Raw genomic sequence first — 16,988 nt, 5'->3', positions numbered from 1 at the left:
CGATCAGCCGATATAGGTGTAGCCCATATAGCGCTTGGCCTCGATCGGATCGTGGCCGAGACGCTCGGTGAGCTTCTTGCGAAGCTTGCTGACATGCCCCTCGATCACGCTTTCCTCGACGCCGTTGCTGTAGACGCCGTAGACCACATTGAAGACCTGCGTCTTGGTCAGCCGGCGCCCACGGTTGCGCACGAGATATTCGAGGATATGGCGCTCGCGTCGCGGCAGGCACAGGGGCGTTCCGTCGATCTCAGGGTCGCGCCCGTCGTGAAACACCCTGAGGCGATCCGGGGCCGGAGCAGTCTCCGCCGGTGACGACAAGGCTCCGTTGACTCGCCGCCAGATTGCCTCGGAGCGGGCCAGGATTTCGCGGACATGAACCGGCTTGGGCAGCACGTCGTCGATGCCGGCATCGAGCAATTGAACGGTCAGCTCCAAGGAGCGCAGATCGGCGAGGGCGATGATCGGCGCGCGGGAATGGCGGCGGATGGAGGTCGCGCATTTGGCGCGGTCTTCGAAATCGCCGAGGAGGAACCCCTGGATTGCGTCGAGGTCGGTCTGAGACGCGGTCTCGATCCAGCTCAGGAACTCGTCGGGCAATAGTCCGAACGACGACACCCCTTCCCGGTCGAAACTGGCCCTATAGCCGGCATTCACCGATTCCCGTGGATCGACCATGAAGTACATCGACGGCTCATCCCTCGATCCGGCCATGGCATCGGCCGGGTGTCGCGGAGGGTTGGGCGTTCAAGGCTGGGAGCCGTCGCCAACCCCGATTCGCGACCGCCCTTCATCCATGTCGCGGCGCGGCGATGAGGTCAATTCAGACTATAACATATTTTAATTTTTGGCGGGACCGTTGCATTCCCACGCTCAGGCTCGTCGCAGCCGAGCCCGGGTCAAAATGTCGGCGAAGCCGTCGAGGCAGAGTGCGGCCGCGTCGGCGGCGACGACCCGCTGGATTGCGACGCCGGCGAACATCTCGTCGAGAACGAGCTTGAAGAATACGGTGAGAGGCTGTGCCGAGAATTCCATATCCAGCACAACCTGCATGGAATGACCGAAATCGAGATACACGTCGGCACCGTCGGCGTAAGTCAGGACGGAGTCGTTGAAGAAGAGTTCGGCGGAGGACGCCACCATATCGGCGATGTTGCCGTGATGCTGGCCGCAAATCCAGCCGATCAGCACGCCGCCATCGATGAGGCACAACTCGCGGATGAAGTCGCGAAGCGCGTGCGCGAAGATCTCCTCCGCGGCCGCGAGCCCGGATGGCAAGCCGGGCCGTCCGGGCGAGAGAGGAGCGGCCTGAGAGGTCATCGGGCTCTCGCGAAGAGGAAGAACAGGATCTGCGCCACGGCGCGATAGAACTCCGCGGGTATCGTCTGGTCGACCTGCACAGCTTCGTACAGCGATCTTGCGAGAGGCTTGTCCTCGATCACGGCGATGCCGTTCTCTTCGGCGATCGCGCGGATCCGGAGAGCGATCAGGTCCTGCCCCTTGGCCAGCACCAGCGGGGCGGGATTCTCGGCGGGCTCGTAGCGCAGGGCCACGGCGAAGTGGGTCGGGTTCGCGATCACCACCGTGGCCCGATCGACATTGGCGAGCATCTGGTTGCGGGCGCGATCCTGGGCGAGCGAGCGCAGCCGCGCCTTCACGCTGGGGTCACCCTCCGATTGCTTGTGCTCGTCCTTGATGTCCTGACGCGACATGCGCAGCGAGCGCTGCCATCGCAGCCGCGACCAGACCAGATCGCCCGCGACGATGACGATGATCGCGATGGCGACGGCCGAGACGAGGCGGATCGCGACGGTCAGGATCAGTTCAGGCAACTGGCTCGGATCGACGAACATGGCATTGACAGCTCTTGTCCGCTCCGAGCGAAGGAGCAGGAGGGCGACGACACTGACCGAGAGGAATTTAACGACCGACTTCAGGAACTCGACTTGACCTTGCAGCCCGAAGATCCGCGACAGACCGGCCATCGGCGAGACCCGCGACCATTTCGGCGCGATCCGATCGCCGACGAGGCGCGGCAGATTCTGCAGCAGGGATGCCGCGAGGCTGCAGACACTGAGAAGCAACAGGAACGGCAACAGAAAGCGGCCGGCCGCGAGCGCCACTTGGTTGAGCAGCATCGTGGCATCCTCGCCGCTCTCCAGGCGGAAGCCCCGGGGATCGTCGAGAAGCAGGGAGAGATCCTGGGCCAGCTGTGCCGTCTGTCCTCGGGCGAAGAAGGCGAGCGCCAGCAGGAAGCCGAGGATCGACGCGAAGACGGGCGCCTCGCGCGAGAACGGAATGTCGCCCTTCTCGATCGCGTCGCGCACGCGTTTCTCGGTCGCGGCTTCGGTCTTGCTCTCCTTGTCGGTGTCCTCGGCCACGCCTCAGATCCGCCCGGCGCTTCGAACCAGGGGCGCGGCTGCCTCGGCATAGGCGAGAGGCCCCTCATCGGATGAGGGCTTCATCCTCGCCTCCCGGATTGATCTCGATCTCGCCGCGACCGGCCATCTCCATGACCATGTCGGTGATGGAGCGCCGGGCCTCCATGACGTCGCGCTGCGCGGCCGGTTCGCCCCCGTTGAGTTCGTGCTCGACCATGCGGCGCACGCGCGCCGACAGCGCGGAGAGGACGGTGCCGCGGAACTCCGCGTCGGTCCCCTTGAGCGCCAGCACGAGCCGGTCGTTGGGCACGGCATCGAACACGGTGGTGCGGGCGCGGGGGGAGAGCTTGACGATGTCGTCGAAGGTGAAGAGCAGCCCCTTCAGGATCTCCACGGATTTCGGGCGAGATTCGCGGAGACTGGAGAGGACGTCGTCCATCTGATGCCGCTCCATCTTGTTGATGATGTCGGCCATCTTGGCGTGGGTGTCGGCGCCGGAATTGCGGGCGCCGTTGATCATGAAGTCCTCGTGCAGCGTCCGTTCGACGCCCTGGAGCACGTCGTCGACGATCGACTTGAAGCTCAGCATCCGCCGCATCACCGTGTTGCGCAGCGGCGCGGGCAGATGACCCATCACCTTGGCGGCGGTGGCGGGCTTCACCTTCGAGAGGATCAGGGCCGCCGTCTGGGGATGCTCCTTGACGAGATAGCTCGCCAGCACGCTCTCCTGCACCGTACCGAGCCGTTCCCAGACCGTGCGGGTGGCGTTGCCGCGCACCTCCGACAGGATCTCGGCGATCTGGTCGGCGGGCAGGAGTCCTGTGAGCAGCTTCTCGATCTCGTTGGCGGTGCCGACGAGGCTGTTGCCCGCCGAGAACTCGGCGGAAAACATCTCGATGACCGCGTCGAGCTGAGCGGGACTGATGGCACCGAGCTGCGAGGCGGAGCGGGTGATGCGCTTCAGCTCGTCCGGCTCGAAATATTTGATGAGTCGACCGGCCGCCGGCTTGCCCATGGCGAGCAGGAGCGTGGCGACCTGATCGGTCGGATCGAGGCGGCGCGCGACGGCACGGCCCGGTGGGGGAGATGGAAGGGGGCTCGCGGACATCCTCACCCTGCCGGAGCGCTAGCCGTTCTGATCGCTGGCGGACGGTCCGACGATCTCGGTGAGGGACACGCCGAAGCGGGAATTGTCCTCCTCCACGATGACGATCTCGCCGCGGGCGATGACCCGGCCGTTGACCATCACGTCCACCGGCTCGCCGACCCGATGGTCGAGCGGGACGACGGCCCCGCGGCCGAGCTTCATCAGATTGGCGACCGGCATGGTCGCAGAACCGAGCACCACCTGCATCAGCACCGGGATCCGCAGGATGGAATCGAGATTGCGGCCCTCGCCGATCAGAGGGTCGGCGGGAGGCTCGGCATCGGGGAAGGGGCTGCTCATCGCGGAATACTCGTGGGTCTGAGGCTTGGCCTTCCCACGGGTCTATCCCGCTTGGCTGACGTGAGGCTGTCGCCCCGTCGATCCGGCGGCGTTACCCGCTCAAACCCGCCAGCATGGCCTCGATCGCGGCACGGGCCGCCGCCACGGCCTCCGCGTCGCGCCCGCGCACCACGATCCGATTGCGAAACCCCTCCGGCGTCATCGACGGATAGGAACCGATCGACACCCCTCCATGCGCCGCGGCGATACCTCCCAGAGCTCCCGCGAAATTGCCCTCGGGGATCGCTCCGGCCTCGATCGTCTCCGAGATGACCGGTGCGTTCGAGGCCAGCGTCGGTCGGATCTCGTCGAGCATGGCGTTCATGATCTGCGGCACGCCGGCCATGACGTGGACATTGCCGATGCGGAACCCCGGCGCCTTCGAGATCGGATTGGCGATCAGGTCGGCCCCGTGGGGGATGCGGGCCATGCGCAGCCGCGCCTCGTTGAGATCCTCCGGACGGTGCCGCTCCAGCAGCATGGCACGGGCCCGCTCGTCCACGTCGATGCCGACACCGAAGGCTTCGGCCACGCTGTCGGCGGTGATGTCGTCGTGGGTCGGGCCGATGCCGCCGGAGGTGAAGAGGTAGGTGTAGCGCGCCCGCAGGGCGTTCAGAGCCGCGACGATCTCCTCCTTCACGTCCGGCACGATGCGCACTTCGCGGAGATCGATGCCGATTTCGGTCAGCACGTCGGCGATGGCGCCGATGTTCTTGTCCTTGGTGCGGCCCGACAGGATCTCGTCGCCGATGATCAGGATCGCGGCGGTGATCTCGGACGTGCCCTGTCGGGTGGTGTCTGATTCCTGGGACATGCGGCCTCGGCGGCAAATTCGGCCCTGGAAGCTAGAGCGCCGATCGGCGAAGGCGAAGCGGCCGTGCGATGCCTGCTCGGCGTCACGGGTGCGACCGATGCGCTTTCCCACAGAGCTGACCGAAGGGCGCCTGGTGCGGCGCTACAAGCGCTTCCTCGCCGACGTGATCCTCGCGGATGGTCGCCTCGTCACGGCGCATTGCGCCAATCCCGGCGCGATGCTCGGCCTCAACGCGGAAGGGGCGCGGGTCCTGCTCTCGGCTTCCACCAATCCGGCCCGGAAGCTGCCGTTCTCGTGGGAGCTGGTGGAGGCGGACCTCCCGGGCGGCCCGCAATGGGTCGGCATCAACACGGCGCGCCCCAACGCCCTGGTGGCGGAGGCGTTTCACGAGGGCCAGCTCGCGCCGCTCGTCGGCTACGAGACGCTCCGCCCGGAGGTCGCCTACGGCAAGGCGAGCCGGGTGGATTTCCTGGCGAGCGGCGGCGGATTGCCGCCCTGCCATGTCGAGGTGAAGAACTGTCACCTGATGCGTCGGCCGGGCCTCGCCGAGTTCCCCGATTGCAAGGCGGCCCGCTCGGCCCGTCACATGGAGGAATTGGCCAACGTCGTGACGACCGGCGGTCGGGCGATGCTGATCGTGGTCATTCAGATGAGGGCGGAGGCCTTCGACGTCGCCCGCGACATCGACCCGACCTTCGACCGCGCCTTCCGGGCGGCCCGGGCGGCGGGCGTCGAGGCCCACGCCGTCCGTTGCGCGGTCGGGCCGGAGGGAGTGGTGATCGCGGATCCGGTGCCGATCCTGGGCTGAGCCTTATCGGACCGATGAGCCACCCTGCGGGGCAAGCAATCGACAGAGATCCGTTCCCGCCGCACAGGACCCAGAGAAGCCTGCGCGAAGCAGCGCGATCCTCACCCCACCCGCTCGAACACGAGATTGAGCCGTGTCTGGGCAATGCGGCGGTAGCCGTAACCCTCCAAGAGTCCCGGCAGGTCGAGCTGCCACTGGTCGGTGCCATTCTCGACGATCAGGAGGGTGGGGCGCAGGGATTCCGGCGCCTCCCGGAGGAACGGTTCGAGGATGAGGTCCTCGGCCCCCTCGACGTCGAGCTTGATCGCGTCGATGCGTTCGATGCCTTCCGAGCGGCACAGGCTCAGGAGCGTCACCGATGGCACGCGGATCGCCGCGCTCTTGTGGGTGCCGACGATCTTCACGCTCGATTCGCCGCGATTGCGGGGATCGATGAACAGCGTCAGTTCGCCCGCCCGGTCCGCCACGGCGCAGGCGATGGCCTTGACAGTGCCGAACGGATTCTGGCCGATATTGTAGATCAGCCGGTCGAACACGTCGGGCTGCGGCTCCACCGCCAGAATCCGGGCGCGGGGCCCGGTGAAGCCCGCCACGAATAGGGTGTAGGCGCCGATATTCGCCCCGACATCGAGGAAGACTGCGTCATCCGACAGGCGTGCCTTGAGGAGGGCCCGCTCCTCGGAATCGAAGAACTGGGGCGTGAAGAGGACCTTCTTTTCGCAATTGTTGTTGTAGGGGTGCAGCCGCATCCGCGCGCCGTAGCGCTCCACATCGAGCGGGCGGCCTCGCAACAGCGAGATGGCGATCCGGCGCAGCAGCATGGCCATCCGCCGCCCGCGCCAGGAATGCTCGTCGAGCGTCTGCGTCCGCCGCGCGATCCGGGCGACGATCCCGGTCGGGGCGTAGGTGCCGTAGGGCTGAGAATCCGTCATCGTGCGCGCCTGATGCCAGCCGATTGGGGCCGCGGCAAGTCGCGGGCGATGACGCAAATCCGCTTCCGCGGCCCTTTGACATTCCGGGCGGCCGGACGGCATGTCGAAGTCATGCAGAGCTTCGATTCCGACGGCGTCGAGATCGCCTATATCGACGTGCCGGCCCAGGGAGGCACGGGCGATCCCGTCCTGTTGATTCACGGCTTCGCCTCGAACCACGCGGTGAACTGGGTCAATACCCTGTGGGTCAAGTTCCTCTCGGAAGCCGGCTACCGGGTCGTGGCGCTGGACAATCGCGGCCATGGCCGGAGCGAGAAGCTCTACGAGCCGGACGCCTACGGCGCCGACCGGATGGCAGGCGACGGGCTGCGATTGCTCCGTCATCTCGACATCGAGCGGGCCGACGTGATGGGTTACTCCATGGGCGCGCGCATCGCCGCCCATCTGGCCCTCGACCATCCGGAAGCGGTCCGGTCCCTTCTGATCGGCGGCCTCGGCTTCCACCTCGTCGACGGGCATGGCCTGCCGAAGGGGATCGCCGAAGCTCTCGAAGCACCGGCCGGCACCCCCGCGCCCAACCCGACGGCGGCCGCCTTCCGCCTGTTCGCCGAGCAGACGAAAAGCGACCTCAAGGCGCTCGCCGCCTGCATCCGCTGCTCACGGCAGACGCTCTCGCGGGCAGAACTCTCCACGATCGACACGCCGACCCTGGTCTCAGTCGGCACACTCGACACCGTGGCCGGCTCGGGCAGCGAACTCGCTCGGCTGATGCCGAATGCCCGTGCCCTCGATTTGCCCGGGCGCGACCACTCCACCGCCGTCGGCGACAAACTGCACCGCAAGGGCGTCCTGGAATTCCTCGCGCAACGGCCCTGACGCGGCGCCCGATGCGGACTGCGCAACGCGTTCCGCCAACAAAAAAATGCGCCGCTCCCGAGGGAGCAGCGCATTGGTCCGAAGGTCCGGACGAATTTCTCTAGCGGGGCGCCAGGATCATGATCATCTGGCGGCCTTCGAGCATCGGCTCGCTCTCCACCTTGGCGACCTCTTGGGTCTCGCTCTTGACGCGCTCGAGCAGCTTGAGGCCGAGATCCTGGTGCGCCATCTCGCGACCGCGGAAGCGCAGGGTGACCTTGACCTTGTCGCCCTCTTCGAAGAACCGCTGCACGGCCTTCATTTTCACGTCGTAATCGTGCTTGTCGATGCCGGGGCGGAGCTTGATCTCCTTCACCTCGACCGTCTTCTGCCGCTTGCGAGCCTCGTTCTGCTTCTTCTGCTCGTTGAAGCGGAAGCGCCCGTAATCGAGGAATTTGCAGACGGGCGGCGCGGAGTTCGGCGCGATCTCGACGAGGTCGAGGCCGACTTCTTCGGCCATGGCGAGCGCATCGAAGAAGGGCACGACGCCCCGGTTCTGACCGTCCTGGTCGATCAGCTGGACTTCGCGTACGCCGCGGATGTCCCGGTTGGCGCGCGGCCCGTCCTTCTGCGGGGCCGGCATGGCTCTCATTGGTCTGCGAATGGCTTGGTTCTCCTGTATCAACGACGAAACGGCAGCCTGAAGATCCCGCGTCGAGCGAGCCCCGGCCACCGATCGATCCGGCTCGGCCGGACGGCGCTAACTTGGCAAATCTTCTTGCGGAGTCAACTCGTGGAACTGAGTTCGGTTCACCGTTTCAGCCCTGATCCGCGTCCGAGAAGATCCGCGTAGACGTCGAGCGTGCCCGAAATCATGCGGTCGAGGGAGAAATTCGCCTCGACATGGGCCTGAGCCCGCCGCCCCATCGCGTCCCGTGCGCTCGCCCCGAGGGAGAGGGCCTCGCTCAACGCGTCCGATAGGGCCGCGGCATCGCCCGCCGGCACGCGCCAGCCGGTGCGCTGAGCGGGATCGGTATCGGGCGGCGCCAGAACAGTTTCCGGCACGGCCCCGAGATCGGAAACAACCACGGGAATGCCGAGGGCCTGCGCTTCGACCGCCGAACGCCCGAAGGCTTCGGGCTCGACGGAGGGCACCGCCACGACCGAGGCCGCCCGGAAGGCTGCCGGCATGTCGGTGCAATGACCGACCCGGCGCACGATTTCCTTGAGCCCGCGTGCCTCGATCAGAGCATCGAGTTCGCGCTCGTAGGCGGCTCGGCCCTGCGGGTCGCCCGCGAGAACCACCGCGACATCGGTCAGGCCGCGATCGCGCATGCGTGAAGAAGCCTCGATCAGCACGCGCTGCCCCTTCCATGCGGTGAGCCGCGCGGCGAGAAGCACGACCCGCTGGTGCGGGGCGACGCCCCAGGCCCGGCGCAGGGCCTCGACCCGGCCCGGCGCGACCGCCGATGGGGTGAAGGTCGACAGGTCCGTGCCCCGGTGAATCACCACGATGCGATCGCCCGCCTGATCGGGATGGGCCCGGCGGATCAGATCGGCCGTGTAATGCGAGTTGGCGATGACGACATCGCCCCGGGCCATCACCGAATTGTAGAGCAGCTTGACGGCAGTCCGGCCCGAATAGCTGCCGTGATAGGTCGTCACGAAGGGAATCTTGAGACGGCGCGCGGCGCCCAGGGCGACCCAGGCGGGGGCGCGGGAGCGGGCATGCAGGATCTGCACGCCCTCGCGGCGACAGAGCCGGACGAGCCGCTCGACATTGAGGGCCATGGCGAACGGGTTTTTGGTGTTGGCCGGAAACGGCACCCAGACGCCGCCCTTAGCCTGAAGCTCGCCGACGAGGCGCCCCCCCTCCGTGGCGACCAGCGCACGGGCGCCAGAGGCGGCCAAGGCTTCGGCGACATCGACGGTGGTGCGCTCTGCGCCGCCCGCTTCAAGAGCCGGAATGATCTGCAGGATCGAGGCACCGGCGAGAGGTGAAGGTTCGGCCGTTCGCACCGGGCCGCCGGACAAGCCGACCCCGTTCATCGCCGGATCCGCGGCTGCGGGAGGGTCGCTCGAAACACGTTCATCACCTATGAATCAACCCAAGCGCTTTACGGTTCGGTAAACGAAACCCCATCGGGTCTTCTCGAATTGCGAGGATCAACGCGGACGTGACGACGACGCCTCCCTCCCCCGACGACCTGCCCGTGGATTTTCTGACCACCGACGGTGAAAGGCCCCGGCGGCTCGCGGTGCGGATACGCGACGGCGCAGGCCCGGCCGTGGTCTGGCTCGGCGGCTTCCGCTCCGACATGCGGGCAACGAAGGCCGCCGCCCTCGACGCCTGGGCCGCGCGGGCGGGCCGCCGCATGGTCCGGTTCGATTATTCCGGCCACGGCGAATCGGAAGGCTGCTTCGAGGACGGCACGATCTCCGATTGGCTGGCGGATGCCGAGACCGTGATCGCCGCCCATGCGGGCGAAAGTCCGATCCTCGTCGGCTCGTCCATGGGCGGCTGGATTGCTTGCCTCGCGGCCCGCAACCGCGCGCGGCGGGGCGAAAAGCTCGGCGGCATGGTGCTGATCGCCCCCGCCCTCGATTTCACCGAGAAGCTGATGTGGGACTCGTTCCCGCCGGAGATCCGCGCGACGTTGGAGCGCGACGGTGTCTGGTATCGCCCGACCGACTATGCTCCCGAGCCCGACCCGATCCGGATGGCGCTGATCGAGGATGGACGTCGGCACCTTCTGCTCGACGCCGATCTGGATCCGGCAGGCCCGGTCCATATCCTGCAAGGCATGCGCGACCCCGACGTCCCCTACGGACACGCCCTGCGCATCCTGGAACGCCTACCGGCGGAGGGCGCGCGCCTCACCCTCGTGAAGGATGCCGATCATCGCCTTTCGCGTCCGCAGGATATCGAACTCCTGGTTCGGACAGTGGCGGCGATGACGTCGTGAGACGAACGCCGGCCCGATAGGGCCGGCGCGGCGGTCAGCGCGGGATCAGTGGAGGCTGACCGGATAGAGCGAATGGGCCATCGCATTCGCCACCGCGACTTCACGCGAGTCGGTCAGCATGATCGGAGCGCCAGATGCCGAGAGGAGGGCGAACAGATCGAGGCCTGGACTCATCTCCGGCGCCTGCGGAAACAGGGCACGCACCTCGTCCGAACGGATCGGGCGGACATAGGCGATGTGACCCTCGCCGAGCGCGGCAAACTCGGCCGGATCGATGCTGGGGGTCGCAGCGGTATCGACGGTTGATTCGGTGATGGTGAACTCGTTCATCAGTGCCCTCCTTCCGAGGCAGAGCGTAAGCCGGATATGGTCCCGCACTTCGGCGACCACAAACCCGGTTGTTGACAGCGATTCGTGTTTCGAAGGACCCGGCCTGCGGTGCGTCGCCGCGTCCGAGAGGCGACGCGCCTCAGTCGTCCTTCGAGGAGATCGTGATCTTGCGGACGATCCGCTCCGGCTCGGGCCGGACTAGATCGATCGAAAGCAACCCGTTGGCCAGATCGGCCCCGAGCACCTCCATGCCATCGGCTAGGAGAAAGGCCCGCTGGAACTGCCGCGCCGCGATTCCGCGATGTAGGAACTGTCGCGATTTGTCGTCGACCTGACGACCACGGACGACGAGCTGGTTCTCCTCGAGCGAGACGTCGAGTTGGTCCTGCGTGAAGCCGGCAACCGCCAGCGTAATTCGAAGCCGCTCCGGCTCTCGCTCGTTACGGGATACGCGCTCGATATTGTAAGGCGGGTAGCCATCGCTTCCTGCCTTCGCCACACGATCAAGGGCCTGCTCAATCTCATCGAAGCCGAGCAAGAATGGGTGCCCGAACGGTGATGGCCGCGTCATCGTCAACTCGAACCTCCAGCAAGGCCCTTGGGATGCGCGATCCCGGTGGCGCCTCACAGTCTCGGGCCCGCCTGACGGCAGCAGCCTTGACGCCGATATGGAAAGCGAATCCCCGGCGATCAAGATGCGCCCCCTCCATCGGGCCCGCCGCTTTGGAGGCCTGTCCATGGACATTGCGCAAACAATCACGGGATGAATCGGCATAATTTTACGGCCAAGCTGAGCCCAAGTAACAGTTTGGAATTACTCTGAAATTCAGGCTTCGCCTTGATCCCGGACCTGTTTCTCGGATAGGCACGCGAATAATATGGGCAATGCACTCGTGGTGAGCGCGCTGCTCGGGCTTCGCCGTATCCGGAACATTTTAGGATCGCCGCGCGGACAATGTCCGCTGGAGCATTCGCACTGGTCGAGAGCGATCCAAGGTTCTCGTGCTCATCCGAGCGGAAGGTGAGGTCCGCGGGCGGTCAGACGCCGAGCCGCGACAGGGAGGGACACGCGTCGTGATGCAGGGAACCAGGGGAATGATGCGCGCAGTACGCGGGATCGGAATGCTGGCGGGTATCGCCCTGACCCTCACGATGACGGGTGCTGTGGCTCAGGAGAGTGGGACCAAGGGCGCACCGCTCAAGATCGAGCTGAACCGGCTCGAACCGGCGGGCGAGGCCTGCCGCACTTACATGCTCGTCGACAATGGCCGGGGGCCGGCGTTGAAATCGCTCAAGGTCGATCTGTTCGCCTTCGACACCGAGGGCGTCGCGCAGAAGCGGTTGGCCGTGGAACTCGGCCCGCTGCAGGAGAAGAAGACGGTCGTCCGGCTCTTCGACTTCACCGGTCTCGCCTGCCCGAAGGTCGGCCGCATCCTGCTCAACGACGTGCTGGCCTGCGAGGGGGGCGACGCGAGCCGCGAGACCTGCCTGGAACGGATCGAGACCGCCACCAAGACGCCGGCCGCTTTCGACCGCTGATTTGAGACCAGCCGGCTCGCCGGCTGCACGGCCCCGGGGGGCGGGGCGAACCGACACCGAATGACGAGGAGTTTCAGATGGATTCGACGTCCGCGCCCGTGCAAGCCGCCGCTGCGGCTGGCCATGACCTCTCGTTCATCGGTCTGTTTCTCCAAGCCGATCCGATCGTGAAGGGCGTGATGATCCTCCTGGTCGTCGCCTCGCTCGCGTGTTGGACCGTCGTCTTCGAGAAGATCGTGCGGCTCGCCGCTGCCAAGCGCCAAGCCAAGGCGTTCGAGGCGATGGTCCGCAAGGAAGGCCATGTGGACACCAAGCAGGACGGCATCGCCGGCCGCATCGTCCATGCCGGCCTCGACGCATGGCGTGACCAGGATCCCAGCGAGAGCCGGGCCGAGCGCCGCGACCGCATCGAGCGCGCCATGAAGGGCGCCCTCAGTCTCGAAGTGAAGCGCCTGCAGGGAGGTCTGCCGCTGCTGGCGACCTCCGGGTCCACCGCCCCGTTCATCGGCCTGTTCGGCACGGTGTGGGGCATCATGAACTCGTTCTCGTCGATCGCGAAGAGCCAGGATACCAGCCTCGCGGTGGTGGCGCCGGGCATCGCGGAGGCCCTGTTCGCGACCGCCATCGGCCTCGTCGTCGCGATCCCGGCGGTGATGGCCTACAACAAGCTCTCCGGCGACGTGGCACGCATCCAGTCGGGTTTCGTCTCGTACATCTCGATCCTCGGTAATCGCCTCGCCCGCGACCGCGGTCCGCAGGCCCGGGCCGCCGCGGCCGAATAATCGAACAGGCGTAGGACCGGCTCCGGCCGGTCGCTGAGCGCTCCGGCCTCGACGCCTCGGTGCGGCCCCACTGAAACGGCCGCCCGGTCAGCGTTGCGCCCTTCGTACGATCCGACACACCAACTCCAACGCGATCTCCGCCCGGCCGGCGAAGGCGCGCTGCCCGGGAGGGCGAAACACATGGCCATGGGATCCCTGCGCACCGGGGGTGGCGACGACGAGGACGGCCTCGACGCCACGCCGATGTCCGAAATCAACGTCACCCCGATGGTCGACGTGATGCTGGTGCTGCTCATCATCTTCATGGTGGCAGCACCGCTGATGACCACCGGCGTGCCGGTGCAATTGCCGAAGACCAGCGCGGCCAAGGTGGCGCAGGCGCAGAAGCCGCTGGAGGTGTCCATCGACAAGGATGGCAACGCCTACATCGCCAAGGACCCGTTCACCGCCGAAACGCTGCTGCCGCGCCTCAAGGAGCTGAAGGGCGAGAATCCCGATCAGGTCGTCCTCGTACGCGGTGATCGCGACGCGAATTACGGCAAGATCCTGGAGACCATGGGCGTCGTGGCCCAGGCCGGCTTCACCAAGGTCTCGCTGATCGCCCAATCGCCGGGCGGCGCCGCCCCCGCCGCCGGAGCCGCCAAGTAGCACCATGGCCGCTTACGCTGAACGCGCCCCTGGCGGTCCCGATGGGGGCCAGGGTCCGCTCGTCGCCGCCTTCGCCGTCGCGTTGCTGCTGCACCTGCTGGGGCTCGCGGGCCTCGCCTACATGAATCTGCACGCTCCGGAATCGGCGGGCGAGCAGGAAATCTCCATCGACCTGACTCCCCCGATGGAGGAGGCTCAGCCGCAGGAAGCCTTGGAAGCGGCGCCGGCCGAGCCCGTGCCGGAAGAAGCCAAGCCTGAGGCCGAGCCGACGACGGCGAATCCGATCGAAACCCAGGAAACGCCCGTTCCGCCGCCCCCGCCGCCGGAGGTCACGGAGGTCGTACCGCAGGAGGTGACGCCGCCGCCGCCCACCGAGATGACCCAGGTCATGCCGGAGGAAGTGGAGCCCCCGCCTCCGCCGCCGGAAGCCGTGGCCGAGATGCCGCCCGAGACTCCGCCCCCGCCCCCAGAAGAGCAGGTGATCACCTCGCAGGCGCCGGAGGCCGAGCCGCTGGCGCCCCCGCCACCGGTCGTGGTCAAACCGAAGGAGCCCGTGAAGCCCAAGCCCAAGGAGCCCGATCCGGCCAAGATCGCCGAGGCCCGCCGCAAGGAGCTCTTGGAGCGGAAGCGTGAGGCGGAGCGCCGTGAGGTCCGCGAGGAACAGCGCAAGGCCGCGATCAAAGCCAAGGCCGAGCGAGACGCGGTACGGAGAGCCACGCAGAACGCCCAGGGTGCCGCGCAGGCGAATCAGCAGGCGAGCCAACTCCAACGCAGCGGCGGCGGCAATCCGAACGCCTTGGCGGCCTGGAAGAGCATGCTGTCCTCGACCATCAGGGGTCGCATGAACCGCAATGCCGCCAGCGGTACCGGCGGCGGCGTCGCGACCGTTCGCTTCACGGTGACCCGATCCGGCTCGGTGACGAGTGCCTCTCTGGCATCGAGCAGCGGCGTTCCAGCGATCGATTCCGCTGCACTCGCGGCGGTTCGGGGCTCGTTGCCGCCGGCTCCCGCTGGCTTCGACCAGCCGAGCCTGTCGGTGACGGTGCCGATGCGCTTCACCGACTGAGCACGATTTGCATCAGGAGACCGGGCATGTCGCGCCCGGTCTCGCCGCACTACATGCCGCCTCGATGGCGACCTTCTTCACCAGCGATACGCATTTTGGCGATCCGCGCATCCTCCGGATCGACCGGCGTCCCTTCCCCGACCTCCCGACCCATGACCAAGCCCTGATCGACGGCTGGAACGCCGTCGTCGGTCCCGACGACACGGTTTGGCATCTTGGCGACTTCGCCCTCGGGCCGCCGCCCGAACGCATTGTTGAAATGTTGGCCGCTCTTAACGGGCACAAACATCTCATCGTCGGCAACAACGATAAGGCCGCAACGCTGTCCGCGCCGGGCTGGGCATCGGTGGCGCATTACGCGGAGATTGCGGTCGACGAGCGCCGGCTGGTGCTCTGTCACTACGCGTTCCGAACGTGGAATGGCCTCGGACGCGGCGCCATCAATCTCCACGGCCATTCCCACGGACGGCTCAAGCCGATCCCACGCCAATACGATGTCGGCGTCGATGCACAGAGCCTTCGGCCCGTGACGCTGGCGCAAATTCTGTCATCGCGCCGGCGAGGCGGGAGCCCACGGTCGTCCCGCAAAGGTTCCGTCAAGGGCGTTGAAAAGTTGCCGGAACCATCGGCTTAGCCGCACCGTTCATCAGACCATAAGCGAGGGCGATGCGTCGCAGCGAAAGCTGAGAGAGTAACGGTCTCGCAAGGTTACACCCCCCACGACCTCGGTCGAAACATCGTCGGTTTGTCCATGCGTTACACCGTTCTTGCCGGCCTCACGGCCGTTCTCGTCGGCGCAAGCATCGCCACATCCGCCGTTGCGGCGCCCGGTTGCCTGGACGGCCGGCGCAAGGTCGAGGAAGCGGGCGCTCTTCGCTATCAGGCGCGCCAAGAAGCGCGTCTGGGCAATCACGATCGGGTCTGCGACACCCTCGACGAAGTGGGTGACCGCTATCACGAGGCGCAGGACGCGTTCGAGGATTGCGGGGCCGACGTGGTCTCGATCGATCTCCGCAGCGAACTTCGCGATCTCCGCGTCGCCAAGCGCCTGAATCGCTGCGATTGAGGGCGGCGTCGCCAGCGACGTTACCCCACCCACACATCACCTGACGTGACCCGGCAGAGCCTTGTTCTGTCGAGCCTCGACGTGCGTCCACGCACCGCCGAGCCTGACCGTTCGCCACATCGTCAATTCAACGAGATCGCTTGATTTGGAGCCTTGTCATGAACATCGTGGCCGACACCTCCACCCAGACCGCCTCGCTGCAGACCGGTCCGTCCTTCGCGGCAGCTCTCTGCGGCTTCCTCGGCTGCACGCTGGCCACCACGATGGTGATGTTCCTGATCGGCACCAGCGTCTGATGTCACTCGAGCCTCAGGGCTTGATCGACCACAGACGGCTCCGCGAGAACAGCATGTCAGTTCGACCGACGGGCGTTTCCGCCCGTGTTTCGGGGCAACGCGGCGGCTCGATTCGGGCCATCGGCGTCGGGGGCGTAGAAGCCTGAGCGACGGTGGGCATCAGCCCGAGACGCGTTTGGACGACGGGATTGCGCGCCGCCGAGATTGTGACGACGCCGGCAATAATGCAGCCGGCAATGAGACCTAAAAAGAAATTCGTCATTCGTGTCGGGTCCCGGACCCGGATCGCGGCGCGAGCTGTCCACAACAGACCCCTCGCCCCCTTTCGGGGCGCCATTACGGCAACCCATGTTGCATACGGGGTTTTAATAAACCGGATGCCACATGGGCCGGACGGACGTCATATGCGTCCGGCGCACGAGGGATCAGCCGATGTCGTATGGGGCCAGTGCCTACGCGAAGGTCGCGCATGTCGCGCTTCCACCCCGTGAGGCGGAAGCTGCCGTTCTGCTGAAGGCGGCAGGCAAGCTTCAGGCCCTCGGCTCCGAGATCACCTCCGGTACCGCCCTCAACGAAGCCCTGGTGTTTAATCAGCGGGTTTGGACGATTCTCGCTGCCGCGGTCACGGACCCGGCCAATCCGATCCCCGATGAGATCCGCACCGGCATCAGCCGCCTGTCGATCTACGTGTTCCGCACGATCGTCGACGCGATGATCGAGCCGAACCGCGAGAAGATCGAGTCGCTGGTCTCGCTGAACAACCACATCGCCGCCGGCCTCCAGGGCGATCCCGGCGCGAGCGCCTGAGCGCATTGCAGAGCGCCGGTTCGAGGGGCGTCGGCTCAGCGAACCACGTCGCGTTTCCGCATCTGTCTTCAAACTCATGCCGACGCTGAAGCGCGACGGCGATGCGCTGCCGAATTGGCCCACGATGGGCTGATCGCCTCACCGAGAAATGAGCTTTGCCTCACCCCTGATCGGCGAGGTCCACAGACGGAGTTCGCTATCGCGACGACCGG

The 16,988-nt window shown here is 66.5% G+C and carries 23 protein-coding genes; 11 read left to right on the top strand and 12 right to left on the bottom strand.

Translation table 11 applies throughout. The features are described 5' to 3' along the window. Window positions 1-3 precede the first annotated feature (3 nt). The 6 genes from MFF26_RS14470 to MFF26_RS14445 all read right to left on the bottom strand — a co-directional run bounded on the left by MFF26_RS14470 (window position 4) and on the right by MFF26_RS14445 (window position 4,681). The gene (locus MFF26_RS14470) at window positions 4-687 is read right to left on the bottom strand and encodes a response regulator transcription factor (protein WP_137831313.1); all 684 of its coding nucleotides are present in this window, start codon (window positions 685-687) and stop codon (window positions 4-6) included. A gap of 186 nt (window positions 688-873) precedes the next feature. Further along, complete coding sequence (locus MFF26_RS14465; protein ID WP_238308133.1) at window positions 874-1,320, bottom strand: BspJ family T4SS effector nucleomodulin; 447 nt, start codon at window positions 1,318-1,320, stop codon at window positions 874-876. Then, complete coding sequence (gene flhB / locus MFF26_RS14460; RefSeq protein ID WP_137831298.1) at window positions 1,317-2,381, bottom strand: flagellar biosynthesis protein FlhB; 1,065 nt, start codon at window positions 2,379-2,381, stop codon at window positions 1,317-1,319. Before flhB ends, MFF26_RS14465 begins: the two co-directional genes overlap by 4 nt. Before the next feature lie 64 nt (window positions 2,382-2,445). Further along, window positions 2,446-3,489: a flagellar motor switch protein FliG gene (locus MFF26_RS14455; protein WP_137831299.1), complete on the bottom strand. Its 1,044-nt coding sequence runs from the start codon at window positions 3,487-3,489 to the stop codon at window positions 2,446-2,448. A gap of 18 nt (window positions 3,490-3,507) precedes the next feature. Further along, window positions 3,508-3,828 (bottom strand): flagellar motor switch protein FliN, encoded by a 321-nt coding sequence (fliN, locus tag MFF26_RS14450; RefSeq protein ID WP_137831300.1) that lies wholly within the window; start codon window positions 3,826-3,828, stop codon window positions 3,508-3,510. A 91-nt stretch (window positions 3,829-3,919) separates the two neighbouring features. Next, entirely contained in the window at window positions 3,920-4,681 is a 762-nt protein-coding gene (locus MFF26_RS14445; RefSeq protein ID WP_137831301.1) for a competence/damage-inducible protein A, read from the bottom strand. Window positions 4,682-4,778: 97 nt separating this feature from the next. Here MFF26_RS14445 and sfsA point away from each other — a divergent pair, with 97 nt between their 5' ends. After that, window positions 4,779-5,489, top strand: a complete 711-nt coding sequence (gene sfsA / locus MFF26_RS14440) for a DNA/RNA nuclease SfsA (RefSeq protein ID WP_137831302.1) — start codon at window positions 4,779-4,781, stop codon at window positions 5,487-5,489. Between the two features lie 101 nt (window positions 5,490-5,590). Here sfsA and MFF26_RS14435 read toward each other — a convergent pair whose 3' ends face one another. Continuing rightward, window positions 5,591-6,421 (bottom strand): FkbM family methyltransferase, encoded by an 831-nt coding sequence (locus MFF26_RS14435; protein WP_137831303.1) that lies wholly within the window; start codon window positions 6,419-6,421, stop codon window positions 5,591-5,593. 111 nt (window positions 6,422-6,532) lie between these two features. Between MFF26_RS14435 and MFF26_RS14430 the strand changes: the two genes are divergently transcribed. Then, window positions 6,533-7,297 (top strand): alpha/beta fold hydrolase, encoded by a 765-nt coding sequence (locus tag MFF26_RS14430; RefSeq protein WP_137831304.1) that lies wholly within the window; start codon window positions 6,533-6,535, stop codon window positions 7,295-7,297. 100 nt (window positions 7,298-7,397) lie between these two features. Here the strand turns inward: MFF26_RS14430 and infC are convergent, their stop codons facing one another. After that, window positions 7,398-7,919, bottom strand: coding sequence for a translation initiation factor IF-3 (infC, locus tag MFF26_RS14425; RefSeq protein WP_238308132.1), 522 nt, complete (start codon window positions 7,917-7,919; stop codon window positions 7,398-7,400). Window positions 7,920-8,086: 167 nt separating this feature from the next. Then, entirely contained in the window at window positions 8,087-9,325 is a 1,239-nt protein-coding gene (locus MFF26_RS14420) for a glycosyltransferase family 4 protein (RefSeq protein WP_137831306.1), read from the bottom strand. A 128-nt stretch (window positions 9,326-9,453) separates the two neighbouring features. Between MFF26_RS14420 and MFF26_RS14415 the strand changes: the two genes are divergently transcribed. Then, window positions 9,454-10,242, top strand: coding sequence for an alpha/beta fold hydrolase (locus MFF26_RS14415; protein WP_238308131.1), 789 nt, complete (start codon window positions 9,454-9,456; stop codon window positions 10,240-10,242). Between the two features lie 45 nt (window positions 10,243-10,287). Here the strand turns inward: MFF26_RS14415 and MFF26_RS14410 are convergent, their stop codons facing one another. Continuing rightward, window positions 10,288-10,572: a BQ00720 family protein gene (locus MFF26_RS14410; protein WP_238308130.1), complete on the bottom strand. Its 285-nt coding sequence runs from the start codon at window positions 10,570-10,572 to the stop codon at window positions 10,288-10,290. A gap of 139 nt (window positions 10,573-10,711) precedes the next feature. Further along, a complete protein-coding gene (locus tag MFF26_RS14405; RefSeq protein ID WP_137831314.1) occupies window positions 10,712-11,143 on the bottom strand; it encodes an Hsp20 family protein in 432 nt (143 codons plus the stop codon). A gap of 581 nt (window positions 11,144-11,724) precedes the next feature. On the opposite strand from MFF26_RS14405, the gene MFF26_RS14400 reads away from it, so the two are divergent. From MFF26_RS14400 to MFF26_RS14370, 7 genes are all read left to right on the top strand, one after another. Beyond that, a complete protein-coding gene (locus MFF26_RS14400) occupies window positions 11,725-12,111 on the top strand; it encodes a Tat pathway signal protein (RefSeq protein WP_238308150.1) in 387 nt (128 codons plus the stop codon). Window positions 12,112-12,188: 77 nt separating this feature from the next. Further along, window positions 12,189-12,893, top strand: a complete 705-nt coding sequence (locus MFF26_RS14395; protein ID WP_137831310.1) for a MotA/TolQ/ExbB proton channel family protein — start codon at window positions 12,189-12,191, stop codon at window positions 12,891-12,893. A gap of 180 nt (window positions 12,894-13,073) precedes the next feature. Then, window positions 13,074-13,541, top strand: coding sequence for a protein TolR (gene tolR / locus MFF26_RS14390; RefSeq protein ID WP_137831311.1), 468 nt, complete (start codon window positions 13,074-13,076; stop codon window positions 13,539-13,541). Between the two features lie 4 nt (window positions 13,542-13,545). Beyond that, complete coding sequence (locus MFF26_RS14385; protein WP_238308129.1) at window positions 13,546-14,607, top strand: energy transducer TonB family protein; 1,062 nt, start codon at window positions 13,546-13,548, stop codon at window positions 14,605-14,607. 64 nt (window positions 14,608-14,671) lie between these two features. Next, complete coding sequence (locus MFF26_RS14380; RefSeq protein ID WP_137829589.1) at window positions 14,672-15,241, top strand: metallophosphoesterase; 570 nt, start codon at window positions 14,672-14,674, stop codon at window positions 15,239-15,241. A gap of 117 nt (window positions 15,242-15,358) precedes the next feature. Next, window positions 15,359-15,673, top strand: a complete 315-nt coding sequence (locus tag MFF26_RS14375; RefSeq protein ID WP_137829590.1) for a hypothetical protein — start codon at window positions 15,359-15,361, stop codon at window positions 15,671-15,673. Window positions 15,674-15,831: 158 nt separating this feature from the next. Continuing rightward, window positions 15,832-15,969 carry a hypothetical protein gene (locus MFF26_RS14370; RefSeq protein ID WP_171015468.1) on the top strand — a complete coding sequence of 46 codons (138 nt, stop codon included), beginning with the start codon at window positions 15,832-15,834 and terminating at the stop codon, window positions 15,967-15,969. 13 nt (window positions 15,970-15,982) lie between these two features. Here MFF26_RS14370 and MFF26_RS14365 read toward each other — a convergent pair whose 3' ends face one another. After that, window positions 15,983-16,231: a hypothetical protein gene (locus tag MFF26_RS14365; protein WP_137829591.1), complete on the bottom strand. Its 249-nt coding sequence runs from the start codon at window positions 16,229-16,231 to the stop codon at window positions 15,983-15,985. A gap of 170 nt (window positions 16,232-16,401) precedes the next feature. On the opposite strand from MFF26_RS14365, the gene MFF26_RS14360 reads away from it, so the two are divergent. Continuing rightward, on the top strand, window positions 16,402-16,776 hold the full coding sequence (locus MFF26_RS14360; RefSeq protein ID WP_137829592.1) for a flagellar biosynthesis regulator FlaF: 375 nt from the start codon (window positions 16,402-16,404) through the stop codon (window positions 16,774-16,776). Window positions 16,777-16,988: the final 212 nt, after the last annotated feature.

Source organism: Methylorubrum suomiense, assembly GCF_022179765.1.
Taxonomy (GTDB): Bacteria; Pseudomonadota; Alphaproteobacteria; order Rhizobiales; family Beijerinckiaceae; genus Methylobacterium; species Methylobacterium suomiense.
Note: the sequence above shows the minus strand (reverse complement) of the source record. Positions and strands in the feature narration are given on the sequence as shown.

Coding starts and splice junctions, on each gene's coding strand:
- MFF26_RS14470 (WP_137831313.1), bottom strand. CDS start 687: ATGTACTTCATGGTCGATCCACGGGAATCGGTGAATGCCGGCTATAGG.
- MFF26_RS14465 (WP_238308133.1), bottom strand. CDS start 1,320: ATGACCTCTCAGGCCGCTCCTCTCTCGCCCGGACGGCCCGGCTTGCCA.
- MFF26_RS14455 (WP_137831299.1), bottom strand. CDS start 3,489: ATGTCCGCGAGCCCCCTTCCATCTCCCCCACCGGGCCGTGCCGTCGCG.
- fliN (WP_137831300.1), bottom strand. CDS start 3,828: ATGAGCAGCCCCTTCCCCGATGCCGAGCCTCCCGCCGACCCTCTGATC.
- MFF26_RS14445 (WP_137831301.1), bottom strand. CDS start 4,681: ATGTCCCAGGAATCAGACACCACCCGACAGGGCACGTCCGAGATCACC.
- sfsA (WP_137831302.1), top strand. CDS start 4,779: ATGCGCTTTCCCACAGAGCTGACCGAAGGGCGCCTGGTGCGGCGCTAC.
- MFF26_RS14435 (WP_137831303.1), bottom strand. CDS start 6,421: ATGACGGATTCTCAGCCCTACGGCACCTACGCCCCGACCGGGATCGTC.
- MFF26_RS14430 (WP_137831304.1), top strand. CDS start 6,533: ATGCAGAGCTTCGATTCCGACGGCGTCGAGATCGCCTATATCGACGTG.
- infC (WP_238308132.1), bottom strand. CDS start 7,919: ATGCCGGCCCCGCAGAAGGACGGGCCGCGCGCCAACCGGGACATCCGC.
- MFF26_RS14420 (WP_137831306.1), bottom strand. CDS start 9,325: ATGAACGGGGTCGGCTTGTCCGGCGGCCCGGTGCGAACGGCCGAACCT.
- MFF26_RS14410 (WP_238308130.1), bottom strand. CDS start 10,572: ATGAACGAGTTCACCATCACCGAATCAACCGTCGATACCGCTGCGACC.
- MFF26_RS14405 (WP_137831314.1), bottom strand. CDS start 11,143: ATGACGCGGCCATCACCGTTCGGGCACCCATTCTTGCTCGGCTTCGAT.
- MFF26_RS14400 (WP_238308150.1), top strand. CDS start 11,725: ATGACGGGTGCTGTGGCTCAGGAGAGTGGGACCAAGGGCGCACCGCTC.
- MFF26_RS14395 (WP_137831310.1), top strand. CDS start 12,189: ATGGATTCGACGTCCGCGCCCGTGCAAGCCGCCGCTGCGGCTGGCCAT.
- tolR (WP_137831311.1), top strand. CDS start 13,074: ATGGCCATGGGATCCCTGCGCACCGGGGGTGGCGACGACGAGGACGGC.
- MFF26_RS14385 (WP_238308129.1), top strand. CDS start 13,546: ATGGCCGCTTACGCTGAACGCGCCCCTGGCGGTCCCGATGGGGGCCAG.
- MFF26_RS14380 (WP_137829589.1), top strand. CDS start 14,672: ATGGCGACCTTCTTCACCAGCGATACGCATTTTGGCGATCCGCGCATC.
- MFF26_RS14375 (WP_137829590.1), top strand. CDS start 15,359: ATGCGTTACACCGTTCTTGCCGGCCTCACGGCCGTTCTCGTCGGCGCA.
- MFF26_RS14370 (WP_171015468.1), top strand. CDS start 15,832: ATGAACATCGTGGCCGACACCTCCACCCAGACCGCCTCGCTGCAGACC.
- MFF26_RS14365 (WP_137829591.1), bottom strand. CDS start 16,231: ATGACGAATTTCTTTTTAGGTCTCATTGCCGGCTGCATTATTGCCGGC.
- MFF26_RS14360 (WP_137829592.1), top strand. CDS start 16,402: ATGTCGTATGGGGCCAGTGCCTACGCGAAGGTCGCGCATGTCGCGCTT.